At 45.9% G+C, this 17,634-nt stretch carries 15 protein-coding genes; 3 read left to right on the top strand and 12 right to left on the bottom strand.

What is annotated here, in order from left to right; genetic code table 11:
- Window positions 1-30: 30 nt before the first annotated feature.
- Window positions 31-1,926, bottom strand: coding sequence for a PrkA family serine protein kinase (locus tag MKX59_RS20220; protein ID WP_023987811.1), 1,896 nt, complete (start codon window positions 1,924-1,926; stop codon window positions 31-33).
- 283 nt (window positions 1,927-2,209) lie between these two features.
- Here MKX59_RS20220 and MKX59_RS20225 point away from each other — a divergent pair, with 283 nt between their 5' ends.
- Window positions 2,210-3,043: a DUF2161 domain-containing phosphodiesterase gene (locus tag MKX59_RS20225; RefSeq protein WP_071558976.1), complete on the top strand. Its 834-nt coding sequence runs from the start codon at window positions 2,210-2,212 to the stop codon at window positions 3,041-3,043.
- A gap of 19 nt (window positions 3,044-3,062) precedes the next feature.
- On the opposite strand, the gene MKX59_RS20230 is transcribed toward MKX59_RS20225, so the two are convergent.
- Both MKX59_RS20230 and MKX59_RS20235 read right to left on the bottom strand, forming a co-directional pair.
- The gene (locus MKX59_RS20230) at window positions 3,063-4,316 is read right to left on the bottom strand and encodes an aminotransferase-like domain-containing protein (protein WP_023987809.1); all 1,254 of its coding nucleotides are present in this window, start codon (window positions 4,314-4,316) and stop codon (window positions 3,063-3,065) included.
- A gap of 50 nt (window positions 4,317-4,366) precedes the next feature.
- Window positions 4,367-5,023 carry a response regulator transcription factor gene (locus MKX59_RS20235; protein ID WP_023987808.1) on the bottom strand — a complete coding sequence of 219 codons (657 nt, stop codon included), beginning with the start codon at window positions 5,021-5,023 and terminating at the stop codon, window positions 4,367-4,369.
- Window positions 5,024-5,298: 275 nt separating this feature from the next.
- Between MKX59_RS20235 and MKX59_RS20240 the strand changes: the two genes are divergently transcribed.
- Both MKX59_RS20240 and MKX59_RS20245 read left to right on the top strand, forming a co-directional pair.
- Window positions 5,299-5,706 carry a hypothetical protein gene (locus MKX59_RS20240; RefSeq protein ID WP_023987807.1) on the top strand — a complete coding sequence of 136 codons (408 nt, stop codon included), beginning with the start codon at window positions 5,299-5,301 and terminating at the stop codon, window positions 5,704-5,706.
- Window positions 5,703-6,770 (top strand): phosphodiester glycosidase family protein, encoded by a 1,068-nt coding sequence (locus MKX59_RS20245; protein WP_071558977.1) that lies wholly within the window; start codon window positions 5,703-5,705, stop codon window positions 6,768-6,770. Before MKX59_RS20240 ends, MKX59_RS20245 begins: the two co-directional genes overlap by 4 nt.
- A 99-nt stretch (window positions 6,771-6,869) precedes the next feature.
- Here the strand turns inward: MKX59_RS20245 and MKX59_RS20250 are convergent, their stop codons facing one another.
- From MKX59_RS20250 to MKX59_RS20290, 9 genes are all read right to left on the bottom strand, one after another.
- Window positions 6,870-7,118, bottom strand: coding sequence for an AbrB/MazE/SpoVT family DNA-binding domain-containing protein (locus tag MKX59_RS20250; RefSeq protein WP_013309439.1), 249 nt, complete (start codon window positions 7,116-7,118; stop codon window positions 6,870-6,872).
- A gap of 376 nt (window positions 7,119-7,494) precedes the next feature.
- Window positions 7,495-7,959 carry a tRNA (uridine(34)/cytosine(34)/5-carboxymethylaminomethyluridine(34)-2'-O)-methyltransferase TrmL gene (gene trmL, locus MKX59_RS20255; RefSeq protein ID WP_029516514.1) on the bottom strand — a complete coding sequence of 155 codons (465 nt, stop codon included), beginning with the start codon at window positions 7,957-7,959 and terminating at the stop codon, window positions 7,495-7,497.
- A 239-nt stretch (window positions 7,960-8,198) separates the two neighbouring features.
- On the bottom strand, window positions 8,199-9,290 hold the full coding sequence (gene serC, locus MKX59_RS20260) for a 3-phosphoserine/phosphohydroxythreonine transaminase (protein ID WP_028542950.1): 1,092 nt from the start codon (window positions 9,288-9,290) through the stop codon (window positions 8,199-8,201).
- 265 nt (window positions 9,291-9,555) lie between these two features.
- The gene (gene glnA, locus MKX59_RS20265; RefSeq protein WP_028542951.1) at window positions 9,556-10,980 is read right to left on the bottom strand and encodes a type I glutamate--ammonia ligase; all 1,425 of its coding nucleotides are present in this window, start codon (window positions 10,978-10,980) and stop codon (window positions 9,556-9,558) included.
- Window positions 10,981-11,251: 271 nt separating this feature from the next.
- A complete protein-coding gene (aroF, locus tag MKX59_RS20270; protein ID WP_023987802.1) occupies window positions 11,252-12,289 on the bottom strand; it encodes a 3-deoxy-7-phosphoheptulonate synthase in 1,038 nt (345 codons plus the stop codon).
- A 263-nt stretch (window positions 12,290-12,552) separates the two neighbouring features.
- On the bottom strand, window positions 12,553-13,509 hold the full coding sequence (locus tag MKX59_RS20275; RefSeq protein WP_023987801.1) for a 4-hydroxy-3-methylbut-2-enyl diphosphate reductase: 957 nt from the start codon (window positions 13,507-13,509) through the stop codon (window positions 12,553-12,555).
- A 110-nt stretch (window positions 13,510-13,619) separates the two neighbouring features.
- Window positions 13,620-15,098 (bottom strand): sensor histidine kinase, encoded by a 1,479-nt coding sequence (locus MKX59_RS20280; protein WP_013309433.1) that lies wholly within the window; start codon window positions 15,096-15,098, stop codon window positions 13,620-13,622.
- 1 nt (window position 15,099) lies between these two features.
- Window positions 15,100-15,789: a response regulator transcription factor gene (locus MKX59_RS20285; protein WP_013309432.1), complete on the bottom strand. Its 690-nt coding sequence runs from the start codon at window positions 15,787-15,789 to the stop codon at window positions 15,100-15,102.
- A gap of 149 nt (window positions 15,790-15,938) precedes the next feature.
- Window positions 15,939-17,525, bottom strand: coding sequence for a S1C family serine protease (locus MKX59_RS20290; RefSeq protein ID WP_023987800.1), 1,587 nt, complete (start codon window positions 17,523-17,525; stop codon window positions 15,939-15,941).
- Window positions 17,526-17,634: the final 109 nt, after the last annotated feature.

The following is a 17,634-nucleotide window of genomic DNA, read 5'->3' on the forward strand; positions in this document are numbered from 1 at the left end:
CACCATACTGTACTTGTTTATTATTTCGTCTTACCGATTCAGGAGGCTACCTACATACCTCAACAGATCGTTAGCGCTGGCTCCTGTGTAGCCATGCTCCTCAATCAGTCGCTTAATCACTTCATTCATCCGTTTGAGCTGATTAGCGTCAGGCGTTTTGGTCGAAGTTGTAATCTTCACAATATCCTTCAAATCGGCGAACAACTTCTTCTCAATGGCTTCTCGCAGCCGATCATGATGATGATACTCAAACTTCCGTCCCTTGCGAGAATACGCGGAAATACGGATTAATATTTCTTCACGGAATGCTTTTTTCGCATTTTCCGATACCCCGATTTGCTCCTCAATAGAGCGCATGAGCCGCTCATCCGGGTCGAGTTCCTCATCTGTGAGCGGATCGCGAATTTTCGCCCAATTGCAAAAAGCTTCGATGTTATCCAAATAGTTGTCAAACAACGTCTTGGCTGATTCCTCGAAAGAGTACACAAAGGCCTTCTGCACTTCTTTTTTAGCCAATTCGTCATATTCCTTACGAGCCACGGAAATGAAATTCAGATAGCGCTCTCGTTCTTCCTTTGTGATGGAGGCATGTTGATCCAGACCATCCTTAATTGCTCGTAAAATGTCCAGGGCATTGATGGATTCCACATTTTGCTTAATCAATGCACTAGAAATACGATTAATGACGTACCGCGGGTCTACCCCGGACATACCTTCCTCCAGAAACTCACTTTGCATTTCTTTCAGATCGGCTTCCTTGTATCCTTCGACCTCTTCACCGTCATACATGCGCATCTTTTTGACCAGATCCATCCCCTGTTTCTTCGTCTCCTTCAAGCGGGTAAGCACGGAGAAAATGGCAGCCGTTCGCAGCGCATGAGGCGCAATGTGGATATGTTTCATATCACTTTGTTCAATGAGCTTGGCGTAAATCTTTTCTTCCTCAGATACTTTCAGGTTATAAGGAATCGGCATTACAATCATCCGTGATTGCAACGCCTCGTTCTTTTTGTTTGCAATAAAGCTTTTATACTCGGATTCATTGGTGTGAGCCACGATCAGTTCATCTGCACTGATGAGCGCAAACCGCCCAGCCTTGAAGTTTCCCTCTTGGGTCAGAGAAAGCAAATTCCATAAAAACTTCTCATCGCATTTCAGCATTTCCTGAAACTCCATCAGTCCACGATTCGCTTTGTTCAATTCTCCGTCAAACCGATACGCACGCGGGTCGGATTCCGAACCATACTCCGTAATCGTGGAAAAGTCGATGCTGCCCGTCAAATCAGCAATATCCTGTGACTTCGGATCAGAAGGGCTGAACGTACCAATACCAATCCGGTTTTCTTCCGATATAAATACCCGCTCCACGCGGACCTTTTCAATATCGCCATCAAATTCCGTGCGCAATCTCATCTGGCAGGATGGGCAGAGATTACCTTCAATCCGTACACCCAGCTCCTTTTCAAAATCGGGACGCAGCTCATGAGGAATCAGATGAAGCGGGTCCTCGTGCATGGGGCAGCCTTCAATCGCGTATACAGCTCCCTGATCCGTTCTCGAAAATTTCTCCAGACCACGTTTTAGCAACGTGACCAGTGTCGATTTCCCCCCACTGACGGGTCCCATCAAAAGAAGGATACGCTTGCGTACATCGAGCCGCCTGGCTGATGAATGGAAATATTCCTCCACCAACTTTTCCAGCGCTCGATCCAGTCCAAAGATCTCCTGCTCAAAAAATTTGTATCGCTTATGTCCCCCAACCTCTTCTACACCAAAAGATTCAATCATCTTGTAAACCCGTGCATGAGCTGTCATCGCCGGCGTCGGGTCTTTCTTGAGTATCTCAATATACTCTCTAAAAGTGCCGCTCCAGGCCAGACGGTTGTTTTCCGCCCGGTACTCCGCAACGCGTTCAAAAATATTCATGCTCGGTTCCTCCCATGACTGCGTAATGACTATCCTCCACTCCTGATGATTATGGCTACACTCGTCACGCCTTTCAGGATATGATGCAATCCCCTTAAAAAAAGTGTAATACATACCTATGCAGATTGATTTAAGAATTGACCTATTTTTTATGACAGGTCTCTCTGCTTTTTCGAAAAAACCAAGGGATACACTGTGCTAAAATATACAACAACGACGCGGACCTGACGCATTATGGTACAATATAAGCTCGGAATAATGGGATAAAGGAGCGGGAGAAGTCATGGCGGTTCGGCATGAGACGGAGCTGTACGCTCCGGTGAAAGCCTTTTTTGAGAACTTGGGATATGAAGTCAAAGGAGAGGTACGCAACTGCGATTTGGTGGGTATCAAGCCAGGACAACAGACACCACTGATTGTGGAGATCAAAAAGACGTTTAACCTGGCGCTTGTGCTGCAAGGCATGCAGCGTTTGAAACTAAGCAGCAATGTATATGTAGCTGTAGAACGAAATCGTGCAAAAAAAGGAGCCGTGAATCAGCGCTGGAACGAGCTGGTAGGACTGTGCCGCCAGTTAGGACTTGGCTTGCTCACTGTCACCCATTTTAAAACTAAGCCGCCACTCGTTGAGGTACTGTGTAAGCCTGCGGCGCCTAGCGACAATGTCCACAATGCAGCAAAGGTACGCCCCGGCTCGCGCAAGGAAAAGCTGCTGCGGGAATTTCACGCACGCAGCGGTGACCACAATATCGGCGGCAGCACCCGACGCAAGCTGGTCACTGCCTATCGGGAAAAAGCGCTGCGCGTAGCCGTAGCCTTGCAGAGCTTGGGGGAAGCCGCTCCGGCGCAGCTAGCCCGCATAGCAGCCGTCAGCACAGCTGCTGCCGTACTTCAGCACAACTACTACGGCTGGTTTGAGCGCGTATCCCGCGGCCGCTATCGACTGACTCCGTTTGGCGAAGCTGCCCTGAACGAGTATGCGGCAGTACTGCAAGAGCATGGCATTAAAACGGCCACTGGAATGGATGCAGAGCTTGACGAGGACAGTGGACAGCGCCAGATTGCGGAAGCGCCATTCACTTACTCCACTGTTGCTGCGGAAGCGGAGGATGACTGACATGGGGCGATGGTTTTTGCTAGCTCCGCGCAGTAAATTCACTGATCGTCTCACCGATCAGATTCATGCCCATAAGCAATTGCTCACGGCCCGGATGGCTAAAATTGAGTCGGATATGGGACGCGCCTTCACTGCCAACCGCACATAGCGCACCGGGCATAAAGGCTACGCCTTTGGGTAACGCCGCCTTTAGCAGCAATGCGCTGTCCAGCCCATCGGGCAACTGCACCCATACATACATGCCACCGGACGGAATATGATACGTCACGTCTTTCCAAAACGGGCGCTTGAGCAGCTCCAAGATTAATTGAAGTCGAGTCGAATATTCCTTGTTCAGCATCGCTAAGTGCTCGTGCCATTGAAAACGCGAGCTGGTCAGCAATTGGAACAGCAGCCGTTGGTTCATCGTACTGGATTGCATATCAGCCAGCTGCTTCAAGGCGTACATCCCTTCAATTAACGGTGCAGGACCAGCAGCCCAACCCGTTCTCAGCGCAGGAGCAACTGTTTTATTGAACGAACCAATATAGAGTACTTGACCTCCCTGGCCCGCATGATCCAGCGCAAATAGTGAGGGGTAAGTCTCTGCAAATTTTCGACTCTGACCATGCGGACTCTTGTCATGGGACTCATTTTTTTGCTTCAAATGCAATTCACCATAAGAATCATCCTCAACTACTAGCACCTCATGATGCCTGCACAGGTCCAAAATTTCCTGCCGCCTTGCCGCGCTCCACAAGGAGCCCGTCGGGTTTGTAAACGTTGGCGTGGCAAAAAAAAGCTTGGGTCGATAACGGATCATTAAAGCTTCAAGCTTATCAGGAATGACACCTTCCGCATCTGATTCTACAGGAACGATCTGCGCACCCTGCATAGATAGTACTTGTAAACATCCAGGAGATGTAGGGTTTTCGACCAATACCGGATCACGCTCATCCACCATCAGTCTTATGATCAGGTCAATGGCCTGCTGACTGCCTGTCGTGAGAAGGATTTGACCTGGTGGTACTCTTACTCCTTTACGCTGTTCCCACTCTCCCGCAAGCCATGCCCGCAAAGGGAAATAGCCCTCCGGTTCACCATACTGGAGGGCGTCAGGGCCGGAGCCAAACACATCATGGGCCGCTTCTTCCAGCAACTTCACCGGAAACAGCTCTTGTGCAGGTAGTTCTTCAGCCAGAGATATAAAGGAGTGTCTTCTCGCATTTTCCCGGATATGACGCACTGGAGAAGCCAACATCGCAGCCGTTCGTGAAGCAAAGGAATATTGCATGAACATCCTCCTTCTCCTGAAAAATAGGTCATGATCTCCGGGCTGACGCGTCAGGCATATAGCTGCTTCATCTGACGCGCATATAAGGCATAACGTTCAATCGCCTGCGCCCGGCTGGACACGCCTAATTTCGCATAAATTTTACGTAGATAATTATCAATGGAGCGCCGGCTAACTTCGATCTCGATAGCAATTTTGTCATATGTAATACCTTGTACAATACGTTCCATAATAAACACTTCGGTTTGTGTCAATTCGTCAAAAGGCTCGGATGCCATTAACGGCATAAAGGGCCAGTTTCCACACCGAATCCAGTCCATTGGTAAAGAAGCAAATCCTTCGCGTAAACCGTTGATCAGATGGATTAACTGGCTCGGTGATGCCTGCTTGGATAACATTCCATTTGCTCCAAGCGAAATTAGCTGCTGAAACAACGTAATATTATCCTCATCCGTCATAATAACAATATGGCTGTCCGGAGACAAGGCCCGCATTTGTGTCAAAAATGGTTCCGCCGTTCCCTCAGGCAACCTGTAGTCCATTAAAATGATTTCCGGTCGAATGGAACAAGCCAGCTCCAAGCCTTCCGTTCCGGAGGAAGACATCCCTCTGACAAGCAAATCCTGCTGGTCTTCCAAAATAAGCTTTGTTCCCAGCATACTTGTAGGATGGATATCTATGATGACCACCTGCCATACTTTTCTCATATCTAAACCTCCTGATTTTACAAAAAAATACATAGTTAGTAGTGAAAATAATTCTAAAATTGGGGATTGCATATGTAGAAATTGCGCGAATGTGAACGTATAGGAAGCGAAAAACGTTTAAGGAAATTGTATCCTAGGACTTCCTTCCGATGCAATCTCTTTTTCCAATATTTTTATACGACTATTTCGCTTTTGCGAAATAAATAGGCCCATGATAGAATTGGTACTGCAAATAAAGACTGGAAATTTGACTTTACACGGGAGTTGAAAATCGTATGCAAGCTTCACCTGAACGTCCTCCTACCGAAGCTCGGCGGAGCAATTCAAGAAAGGGGTTACCCGTAAAGGCTTTTCTGCTATTTTGGTTCATTCTTATTATACTAGGTGCTCTCGCAACCTATCTGTATAGCAATCACTTGAAGCAGCAAATGCTAAACGAGATGCAAACCCATACAGACCAACAGATTCAAGCACTCAAATCTGACTATGAAAAGCAACTGACTGCTCTTTCCAAGGAAGTTAGCGGATTGCAGGGAAAAGTCCAGTCCTTCAATGAACTACTGACCTTTACGAAGGATAATGCAAACAATAAGACCGATAACAGCAATAAACTGTATACCCAATTAAACGAAGTCAAGCAGCAACTCAATACACTTCAGAAAAAAATGGACTTGCTAAAATGAATGTAGACGCAAAACAAGTGAACCGGTTCTTTATGTTGGCCCTTGCTCCTTTTATCGGTTTGTTGGGGTGTATTTTGTTAGTGCATCCCTCATTGAGCTTTCCTGGGTCTACTTCTTCGAGTCTGCAAAAAGCTGAAGTCACTCTACAAACGCAATCAGTAGGCAAGCAGCTTGATGAAGCCAAGCAAACGGCAACATACACCTTGTCTACGATTCACCGGACTTCTGAGCTATACAAGCAAACGACCCAAACGATTAATCAGCTTGTCGTGACTGCCTCTACGCAGTCCAAGCGGCCCGCGATCATCTATGATCGACGTATCACCGCCAAACTGGGGGTTCCCTATGAGCGGGTAGATAGCAACCGGATTACCATTGAATTGTTTAAGGTAAACCCGGGAATTTATCATGGCTACGCTATGAAGGTCAAACTTAAAGATCCTACTGCTATGAAAATGTCTTTGGGAAGTGACAAATTGGGTGGCTCCGAAACCACCATGCGTGCAGTCTTGAGACACGGAGCTATTGCAGGCATCAATGCAGGCGGCTTTGCGGATGGAGACGGCAAACGCTATCCATTAAGCACTACTGTCTTGAACGGCCACTACCTTACTGGCTTTCAGTCCAGTTTTAAGGATTTATCCTTCGTCGGACTGAGTAACGATGGCAAGCTTATCGGTGGCAAATTTTACAGTCAAGGTGCTCTTGACAGCTTAAAGCCTGCCTTTGGGGCTACCTTCGTTCCCGTCCTGCTGCAAAGGGGACAAAAAATGCCTATTCCTGACAAATGGAAAGTCTCCCCCAAGCGGGCCCCGCGTACGGTCATTGGCAACTATAAAGATGATCAGTTGCTCATTATTGTCGTAGACGGCTACAATGAAAGCGGGGGTTCGGGCGCGACGCTCGAAGAACTGCAAGGGAAAATGTACAATCTAGGTGTTCAAGATGCCTATAATTTGGACGGAGGCGGTTCCTCGTCGCTTATACTTAACGGTCGAGTCGTAAACAAACCGTCAGATGGTAATTTGCGTCCAGTCCCTACTCATTTTTTGTTCTATAAATAGCTACCTAATAGTCTACTACTAAATTAAATATGCTAGCCGACGTACGGCTCTATCCGAAAAAAAGCATCACGAACGAATGTCGTGATGCTTTTGCCTCATTTAGGAGGAATACTGTGTCATTTCTGTCAGGCATTGAGCACAAATATAACGGTCTTTGAAATCGTTCACTTGTTCTACTGACCCGCAGAATACACATTTTGGACGGTAACGCTCCAAAATAATGTGGTCACCCTGAACCAAAATTTCGACAGGATCTCCCTCATTCATTTGGTACCTTTTACGCAGTGACTTAGGCAAAACTATTCTCCCCAGCTGATCAACTTTACGTACCACACCGGCAGGTTTCATCGTGATCGTACACCTCTCCTATTGAGTAATAACTTACAAATTTCTTACCATGCGAAAAACTAGGTACAAAGACACTATTCTTTATGTAGTATTCGCTGTCTTTTTGTCGAATCCTGCTGATCACAGGAAATTTTATTACATTTTTTCATAAAATCATGAACCATATCAAAGTATGGTACAGAATGTCTATAATATTTTTATCGACCGGAAAGCCAATTATCATTAGCCCTCGCTGAGAAATTTCGCAAATTTTCGACCATACAACCTTTATTTAAGCTCCACTGTCATGTACCTTTGAGCAACAAAGGTGAAACTCTTATTAGCAACTAAGGTCCTGGTTCTTTATTCGCATTTATACTTGTTCACTCGATGCTCTTTATGATAAATCCAGAAAATCCATTTGTCTCAGCGCTTCATATACAATAATCGCAGCGGAATTCGACAAGTTTAGAGATCTTACTTTATCAGACATAGGCATCTTGATACATGTATCTGGATTAGCAGCTAGCAGCTCTGGAGGCAAACCTTTCGTTTCTTTACCAAATACCAAGAAGTCTCCATCCTGAAATGCAATATCACTATATCGCTGATTCGCTTTGGTCGTCGCATAAAAAAAGCGGCCTTCCTGATATTTCTCCTGCACTTCAGCAAAAGACTCGTGATATTCAATGTGGACAGCATACCAATAATCAAGTCCAGCCCGTTTTAACGTGGCATCGTCGGTACGGAAGCCCAGTGGCTTCACCAGATGCAGATGAGTTCCGGTTGCAGCACACGTTCTGGCAATATTACCTGTGTTAGCCGGGATTTCCGGCTCGACAAGCACAATATGTAATGGCATCACGTTTCGTTCCCTTCATCATTAAATTCATCAGACAAATAACCTACAGTTTAACCAAAGTGTATACATTAAAAACATACACATTCTTTTATTTTAACAAAATCAGACAGATATGAACATCAAACGACAAAAATTTCAACCCACACCACTAAAAGCCTTCCCCTATACACATTCAGGGAAGGCTCTACATTTACTTTTTCGATTTTAAATATCGTGTATCGAAATATATGTCCGCGTAATTAACTGTTACGTTGCTTGAATCCGTCCATAAACTCGGCTAATGCTTGACAGTTCTCCAGTGGAACAGCATTGTAGATCGAGGCCCGAAGCCCTCCTACACTGCGATGTCCCTTCAGTCCGATAAATCCGGCCTGTTCGGATTCCTTAATAAATTGTTTTTCCAGATCCTCATTCGCGAGGCGGAAGGTTACATTCATGATAGAGCGATCAGCGCTGTCCACACAACCACGATAGAAGCCTTCGCTACTGTCAATACGGTCGTATAGCAAAGCAGCTTTCTGCTGGTTCACACGCTCAATGCCTTCCAAACCGCCTTCTTCCTGAATCCATTTCAGCACTTCATTCACCATGTATATGGCAAAGGATGGGGGAGTATTGTAGAGAGAGTTATTTTTTTCATATGTGCTATAACGCAACATCGTAGGAATATTGTCCGGTGAGGAAGTCAGCAACTCTTCACGGGCAATCACGACCGTCACACCAGAAGGTCCCAGATTTTTTTGTGCGCCAGCATAAATCAATCCAAATTGAGTAACATCAAAAGGCTTGCAAAAAATATCGCTGGACATGTCCACAATCAATGGTACGGACCCCGTATCCGGGAATTGCTTAAATTGTGTACCTTCAATCGTTTCGTTGGACGTCATATGCACATAAGCAGTATTCTCAGGCAAGTCCAAGGAATCCACATTCGGAAGACGCATGTACTTCTCATCAGCGGAGGATGCGGCAATATGAGCCTTGCCCAGTAGCTTGGCTTCTTTATATGCCTTGTCCGACCAGCTACCTGTCATTACATAGCTCGCAGTCTGTCCTTCGCGCAAGAAATTTAAAGGCAGCATTGCAAACTGCGTACTTGCGCCCCCTTGTAGGAATAACACCTTGTAGCCTTGTGGATTGCCCAGCAGAGATAACAGACGTTCCTGCGCCTCATTATGAACAGATTCATACACAGCTCCACGGTGAGACATTTCCATGATCGACATCCCTGTTCCCTGGAAATCTACGAATTCAGCTTGTACACGTTCCAGTACTTTAAGCGGCAATGCCGCTGGTCCTGCATTAAAATTGTAGGCTCTCTTACTCAACAAATTCCCATCCCTTCTCTACTCTGGTGTGGATATTATCGCTATGATAGCAGTATTCATAAATGCGTTCAAGACTTGTATAAAAATGTTTTCAATTTCATTTATGATGTGACAAAGTTGTGAATGTTAACGTATTTAACATCTTTATTTTGTAATTTTCACTTTAATATTAAAAGGTCCCCGGCATAAGACCGGAGACCTATCTTGAATAACAACTGTTACCCGTAAGCTAGTGGTTGTTATTCAAAGCAGCTAAGCAATCAAGTTATTAGCAGTCAAAATACAGGCTATATTCGTGTGGATGAACACGGATGTTCACCGATTTAGCTTCAGAACGTTTGAACTCTACATAGTTATCAATAAAGTCCTTCGTAAATACGCCACCTTCAGTTAAGAATTCGCAGTCAGCTTCCAGAGCATCCAAAGCCTCATCCAATGAACCAGGTACGCTACGGATTTTACCTTTTTCAGCGTCAGACAGCTCGTAGATGTTGGTGTCAAGTGGACCATAACCCAATTCGATTGGGTTCAATTTGCGCTTGATACCATCCAGACCCGCCATCAGCATCGCTGAGAAGGCAAGGTAAGGGTTAGCAGTGGAGTCTGGTGTACGGAACTCGATCCGACAGCCTTTTGGAGTAACAGCCGCTACTGGAATACGTACAGCCGCAGAACGGTTACCTTTGGAGAATACCAGGTTAACTGGTGCTTCGTAGCCAGGAACGAGACGTTTGAACGAGTTTGTGCTTGGATTTGTCAAAGCGATCAATGCAGGTGCATGGTACAGAATACCGCCAATATAATGAAGAGCCATTTCGCTCAGATTAGCATAAGCACCTTTTTCGTAGAACAAAGGAGTGTCACCATCGAAAATGGATTGGTGAACGTGCATACCACTTCCGTTGTCCCCGAAAATTGGTTTCGGCATGAATGTTGCCACTTTACCATATTGACGAGCTGTGTTGTGTACAATGTATTTATAGACGAGCAGGTTATCTGCTGTTTTCTTGAGTGTGTCAAAACGGAAGTTGATTTCCGCTTGGCCTGCCGTAGCTACCTCATGGTGATGGCGCTCAATTCTCAGACCTGCTTCTTCAAGCAAACGGCACATTTCACTACGGATATCTTGTTGGGTGTCTACTGGCGCTACAGGTACATATCCGCCCTTCACTCCCACTTTAAAGCCCAGGTTGCCGCCTTCTTCCTTACGGTTCGTGTTCCAAGCTGCTTCCTCGGAATCTACGAAGAAGGAGGAGCTATTCATGCCGCTTTCGTAGCGAACATCATCAAAGATGAAAAATTCGGACTCAGGTGCAAAAAATGCTGCTGTGCCCACTCCTGCGGATTGCAGAAATGCCTCAGCTTTTTTTGCAATGCCGCGAGGATCGCGGTCGTATTTTTCGCCATCTGGCGTAGCAATGTCACACAGAATATTCAGTGTAGGATGCTGAGTGAAAGGGTCGATAAAAACCGCTTCTGGATCGGGCAGCATAACCATGTCGGATTCCTCGATGCCACGATAGCCGGGAATGGAAGAACCGTCGAAAGCAACACCGTTAACAAATGTTTCTGCATCTACTTCGGAAGCTGGCAATGAAATATGGTGAGCACGACCAGACAAATCTACAAAACGAAAATCTACCCACTCAATATTATTTTCCTGAATTGTTTTCAATACGTTTTCAACGGACATGTCTTCTTCCTCCCAATTTTTCCGAACATTAAGTCTTATACAACCCTGAAATGTTCATGATCGAATGTTTTTTTCTGTCGTCATTATAAATCTCAAACATGACACGGGTCAATAGCTATGTAAGGTATTTTTTAAACTAATGTTAGATATGCTTACGCCCTTGATAACATTTGAATAGCACAAAAAGCCCGAAACATCGGGCTTTTAGGTAATTTAAATCTCATTACTGCGTTGCAGCAAAACTTTTATGCATTAATGTTAAACATTGGTTTTAAGCAATGGTACTAGGCGTGTGAAATGTTTTCCCCACAGCAGGAGCCAATATTTCCAAATCTTTCAGCAAATCTGAAAATTGATCTGGGAACAGGGATTGTACACCATCCCCCGTCATCGAGTTATCGGGATCTGTATGCATTTCAATAATTAGTCCGTCTGCTCCGGCAGCGACCGAAGCCTTCGTCATAGGAACAACCAATTCACGTCTACCCGTGCCATGACTAGGATCAGAAATAACCGGTAAATGGCTCAACTGTTGCAACACAGGGATCGCAGACAAATCGAGTGTATTTCTGGTGTAGGTTTCAAATGTGCGGATACCGCGCTCACACAGCATAACATTCGGATTGCCACCTGCCAAGATGTACTCGGCAGCATTCAAGAACTCGTCATAAGTCGAGCTAAAGCCGCGTTTGAGCAACACTGGCTTGCCGCAAGTACCCAACTTACGCAGTAGATCGAAGTTTTGCATATTCCGTGTACCTACTTGCAGGATATCGGCATATTCCGCACAAATGTCTACGTATTCAGGTGTCATGACCTCTGTGATGGTCAGGAGGTCGTGCTTTTGGCCTGCTTCAGCCATCATGATCAAACCTTCTACACCAGTTCCCTGGAAGCTATAAGGCCCTGTACGCGGCTTAAAAGCACCTCCACGGAGAACTTGCGCACCTGCTGCTTTGACCAATCCAGCAATTTCATCTATCTGTGCAGCAGATTCAACGGCACATGGTCCACCCATAATGACAAGCTCGCCCCCGCCGATATTTACACCTTTAATGGAGATAACCGTATTTTCCGGATGAAAATCACGGCTGGCCAATTTGTAGGACTTCGATATTTTAACCACATTTTCTACGCCTTTCATTTGACGCAGATGTTCAGCCAGCTTGGGCTCTACGCTACCAATCAGTCCGATGATCGTGCGATCCGATCCCCTTGATACATGAGCCTGCAATCCTTCTTTCTCAATAACTTCAACAATAGCTTGAATATGTTCTTCAGGTGTTTGAACACCAGCGATAACGATCATTTTTTTCTTCCTCTCTATGATACATATTTTATTAACCCATTATAGATTGATATTATGACACTTAGACGCTTGTTCGCTTTTAAGCTTTTATTCGTTAAAGCAACTATACCTGTTTTAGCTATACTCGTCAAGGCTTAATTATCCCGAATTATTCAATATTCTAACTTAGTGAAGCTAACCGAATAATATCTATAAATTAAAACAATTTGAAAAGCCGCTATCCGGATGGTTGTATCCGAATAACGGCTGTAATCAATCACAAACTATTTCGTCGTTTTTGACTTCTCCCGTACAGGAGGCAGCAGTTTTTTCATATCTATGGTTCGCTGAATCTCCCACGTATCCGGGTTAGCCGCATCATACTGCTCCAAATACGTAATAACCTCTTTGGTAATCAGTGTCGGCGTGGAAGCCCCAGAAGTCACAGCCACTTTGGCTACTCCCTCAAGCCACTCCCTCTTCAGCTCGGTCACATCAGAAATACGATAAGCTGTTGTACCAGCAATTTCCTCCGAAACCTGAGCCAATCGGTTTGAATTGTTACTGCGCGGATCACCGACAACGATCACCAGATCCGCCTGTCCAGCCTGCTCAGCTACCGCTTCCTGACGTACCTGCGTCGCCAAACAGATTTCATTGTGTATCTCAGCACCTGGGAACTTCTCCAGCAGCTTCTTCATAATGTGCTTGATGTCCCATTGACTCATGGTCGTCTGATTCGTAATAAGGATTTTGCCAGCTGGTAACGTAAGACTGTCGATTTCTTCTTCCTTTTCAATCAGATGAACATGGTCAGGAGCAATACCGATAGCTCCCTCCGGCTCTGGATGATTCTTTTTGCCAATATAAACAATCTGATAGCCTTCGGCAGACTTCTCCCGAATCAGATCATGCGTTTTTGTGACGTCAGGGCAAGTCGCGTCTACCGTAGTCAACCCCTTGTCTCGTGCCAGCTTGCGAACCTCTGGTGATACGCCATGAGCAGTGAAGATAACAGTGCCGCTCTCTACCTTGCTTAAAATCTCCATACGGTTCGGGCCGTCCAGTGTAATAATCCCTTCGTCTTCAAAGGAATTGGTGACATGACTGTTATGCACAATCATGCCTAATATATAAATAGGCCGGGGTAAGTCCAGATTTCTGGCTGCCTGACGTGCCAATACCATGGCATCGACTACGCCGTAGCAGTAACCCCGGGGCGAAATTCTGAGTACTTCCAAAATGAGCCCCCGCTTTCTTCGACACAGTATACAGCTCCAAAACTGGGTAGCTGTGGGCTTCCACGCCTCTACCGGCCAATTCTATGATGTAGTTGCCTTCCTATTATAGCCTATTCCAAAGGCGCGGAAAAGCTGACCGGAAGCCAGATGACAAATGTCGTTCCTTCTCCTTGGCGCGTAACCACTTCCACAGACCCGTGATGTTCATCAATAATCCACTTGGCAATAGATAGCCCCAACCCAATTCCCTCCGTCACCCCGCGTGACTCATCTGCCCGGTAAAAGCGGTCAAAAATAAAGGGAACCTCACTCTTATCCATTCCAATGCCCGTATCACTGATCCGTAGCCCCACCTGTCCTTGATAAATAATGGCATCAAATCGGACTGTGCCTTCAGGTGTATATTTGAATGCATTATCAATGAAAATGAATAGCATTTGCTGCAAATAATCCTTGCTGCCATCCATATAAATACCATTCAGCAACGAAAAATCTCCCACATTCCATTCGGCCGTTCGCTCTAAAAACTGAGCACGACGGGCAACCTCACTTACAAGCGGTTCCAACGCAACGGGAGTCTTATCGAACGTTTTCCCTGTGTCCGCTCTCGCGAGTGACAACATATCACTCACCAAACGGCTCATCCGTTTGCCTTCATCCGCCATGTCATTTAATGCCTCCATAGAAAGCTCGCGAATCATCTCTTCATCCATATTCGGTCGCTCTCCTGGTTCGGTAGTCCACATTTTGAGCAAAAAATCAACGTTGCCACGGATCGTCGTTAGCGGCGTACGAAGCTCATGGGAAGCATCAGCCACAAAACGACGCTGTGCACCGTACGCATCTTCCAGCTCCTTGTAAAACACCTCTGTACGCCCCAGCATGTTGTTAACCGTCCCGATTAATTGTCCAATTTCATCTGGTGGTCCGTCATATTCAATCCGTACACTCAAATCATTACTGGATTGAATCTGATTTGCCCCCTCAATGACCTTGACCAGCGGCTTCATAGACTTGCGAGCCAGAAAGAGACCTGAGGTCGCAGCAGCGAGTAATGCAAACAACGAACCGTATACAAGCACATTTTGTAACCTGTTCATGAGTCGATCCTGAGAGCCCGTGAATTGTCCTACCTGTAGCAACCCGACCACCAACCCCAACTCCTCGGACTTAATGGGCTGTTGATAAATCATAAAGGAATCCCCATTTACGTTCACACGTCGAATCCCCTCATTTTGAACTGCTCCTGCCGCTGTAGATGGAACAGGGAAGGTGATATTGAGGTCTTTCATATTTTGGGTGGTTTTGGTAACCCCGGACGTATAATTGTAAATTTGTACATATAGCTGTGAGTCATCTATTCCACGCCCCTGCTCCAATCCTAAATCCAGGTTAGGGACTTCAAACAATCCCCCTTTAATAATAAGGCGTAATTGCTTGTTAATCTGTGGCGCCTGAGTCATAAGCTGACTTTTCACTTCATTATATGTGTAGTAATATACTAGTCCGTAAATAGCCAGACCAAAAATGACAAGTACAATAGCCAAGATGCTCGAATACCAAGCTGTCAGCCGCCACCGAATAGACATATTACACATCACCTCTTAAAATATAGCCAGCTCCCCGAATTGTACGAATGAGCCGTTTACCGCCATCCTGCTCCGTTTTTTGTCGTAGCATGGCAATATATACTTCCAGCACATTCGATTCTCCGCTATAGTCATAGCCCCAAATTTTGTCCATAATCAGATCACGCGACAGAACACGCTTGGGGTTTTGCATGAACAAATGGAGCAGTTCAAATTCTTTGGCTGTCAGTTCCAAGCGTTTGCCGCCACGAACCACTTCACGGGATTCGTTATCCAGTTGTAAATCCTCGAAGGTAAGCCGATTTCCGTTATTGTCCTGTTGTTCGGTTTTACGCCGCAAAAGCGCTCGCACTCGCGCCAGCAGCTCCTCCAGAGCAAACGGCTTGACGAGATAATCATCGGCCCCTAGATCCAAGCCCTTAACCCGATTCTCAACCTCATCCTTGGCTGTAAGCATCAGGACAGGTACCGTGCTTCCACCCTCCCGCATGCGACGGCATACCTCAAAACCATCGACCTGCGGCATCATTACATCCAGCACGACCACATCAGGCTCAGCTGTCAGCATTTTATTTAATCCCTCTGCTCCATTGGCGGCTGTCAGCACTTCATAGCCTTCAAATGCCAGCCCTCTGCGTAGCATGGAAACAATTTTTTCATCGTCATCAATAATCAGAATAGTAGAACGCATACACGATCGAACTCCTTTATCTCTTCTTTTCCCTCTATTGTAGCAGGAGTAGACGCGTGTAGCATCTGGCTGCTCCATACAGCAAGAAACGGAAGGGATCTTCCTTCCGTTTCTTGCGTGCACATGTTCATTTTTGTAGAGTTATCAGCTTATTGCTGAAGCGTCGAGCTAAAGTCATTTTTGTTGCCTATTTTCAGCTGAACATCTTTTTTCTGCCCAGCTCGTTCGATGTTAAGCGTCAGTGCTGTACCCACTTTTTGTTTTTGAATGAACTGGATCAGCTCTTGTGATGTGCTATAAGGCGTGCCATTGGCTCCGATAATCACATCGTAAGGACGCAGATCGGCCTGATAAGCTGGCGATTTGTATATAATATCCCGTACTACCGAGCCTTCGGTTAGGGATGTGCCCAATTCTTTGGCTACTTCAGGACTCAAATTTAACAGACTTGCACCAATGAAAGGTACAGGTTCTTTCGGGATAGGCTGGTTATTTTTCAGCTTATCGACGACTTCCAAAATTGTATTGGACGGAATCGCAAACCCGATTCCCTGTGCGTCTGCACTAACAGCTACGTTCATACCGATAACCTGCCCTTGCAGATTTAACAGCGGTCCGCCAGAGTTACCAGGGTTAATGGACGCATCCGTCTGAATGAGATGCTTGTATTGCGTCGGTTTTCCAGTCGATTCACTATTAATGGTGATCGTACGTTCTTTCGCACTTAGCACCCCGGCTGTTACCGAATGCTCAAAGCCTTCAGGGTTGCCGATTGCGACCATCCACTCGCCGACTTTAGCGTTATCGGAGTCACCCAAAGTTACTGTCGGAAAGTTGTTTTTGCCTTCAATTTTAAGTACCGCCAAATCAAGATCAGCATTTTTGCCCAAGACTTTGGCTTCGTAAGGCTTATTAGTTCCCTCTACTGTAACCTGAACCACACTCGCGCCTTCAACAACATGGTTGTTGGTTAGGACGTAACCCGATTTATCAAAAATAAAACCGGAACCAATACCAAGCGGAGTCAGCTGCCCGCTGTTGCTACCTTCATTTTCATTACTGTTACCGCTACTGCCACTGTCACCATACTGATTACCGAAAAAGTATTGATACAGCGGGTCATTGTAATAAGGGCTGCTTTGTCTGCCGCTGCTACCACTGGTTTGTTTGGCAAGCGTTTCGATTTTGACGACTGCCGGACCAGCCTTGGCCACAACAGATTGAACATCAGCGGTACCTGAAGGCATCACAGCCGGAACTGCGCTTGGAGTCGAGCCAGTTGTTCCTGAATTAGTCGTTTCTCCACTTTCAGCTGCCGCCGAAGTTAACGCCGTCTCGGGTGTGAACATATTTGTTCGGTCAGCTGTGTACATCAATACCGTAATGACCAGCATCCCAGCCAAAAAAGATAAGAAAATTGTTTTCACCTGCGACTTGGGCTTATTCGGTTTGAATTGCCAGTTGCCACCATTCCGACCCGAACCATCCTGTTGCTCAGGCATAGCGCGATGGTATGAGGGAGGAAGAGGTCTCACTGCCTGTGGTGGCGTAATCTCAACATCCTTTTCCACCGACTGCCCTTCCTTACGTTGTCCGTCCGATTGAACTGAAGAAAAAGGGCCGTAAGAATAATAATATGAGGAACCGTTCGAATCGTTTTGCCGAGTTGCATTATCGGTATCAACCTGATCGTTGTCGTTCCGGCGTCCGGAGTTATTATTTTTAAATTCGTCCATTGTATATCTCCTCCCAAACCCTATGCTTCAAGGTGGTGTTGTTTAACTGACTTTATTTTGCACTTTAAACCTTAATTCCACCTTAAAAACAATTAAAAAGGAGATAAAA

The organism is Paenibacillus sp. FSL R7-0340 (genome assembly GCF_038002205.1).
Taxonomy (GTDB): Bacteria; Bacillota; Bacilli; order Paenibacillales; family Paenibacillaceae; genus Paenibacillus; species Paenibacillus polymyxa_B.